The following is a 606-nucleotide window of genomic DNA, read 5'->3' on the forward strand; positions in this document are numbered from 1 at the left end:
CGAGATCACCCCGACACTCTGACCGCCCGCAACGACCTCGCCCACTGGCGGGGTGAGGCGGGGGATGCGGCTGGCGCCGTAGCCGAGTTCGAGGAATTGCTGCCCGGCCTGGTACGAGTGCAGGGCCCAGATCACCCACACACCCTGGCTGCTCGCAATGACCTTGCCCACTGGCGGGGTGAGGCGGGGGATGCGGCCGGTGCTGTAGCCGCGTTTGAGGAACTGCTGCCTGATCTGCTTCGAGTGCAGGGTGCCGACCACCGTCACACCCTGACCGCCCGCAACGACCTTGCCCACTGGCGGGGTGAGGCGGGGGATGCGGCCGGTGCTGTAGCCCAGTACTTGCAGTTGTTGCCTGAACTAGTACGAGTGCAGGGCCCTCACCGCTCCGCCACCCTGACAGTCCGCCGCAACTCGCAGGTTGAAGCGGGGGATGCGCTCGGTGCCTTAGCCGAGTTCGAGGAATTGCTGCCTGACTTGGTGCGAGTGCAGGGCCCAGATCACCTCCACGCCCTGGCTGCTCGCAATGACCTTGCCCACTGGCGGGGTGAGGCGGGGGATGCGGCCGGTGCTGTAGCCGCGTTTGAGGAACTGCTGCCTGATCTG

The 606-nt window shown here is 67.0% G+C and carries 1 protein-coding gene; it reads left to right on the forward strand.

From position 1 onward, the window contains the following. Positions 1-18 precede the first annotated feature (18 nt). On the forward strand, positions 19-606 hold a 588-nt coding region (locus ACWFR4_RS48865), incomplete at its 3' end, for a tetratricopeptide repeat protein (protein ID WP_453658451.1).

This window comes from Streptomyces sp. NPDC055140, assembly GCF_053607285.1.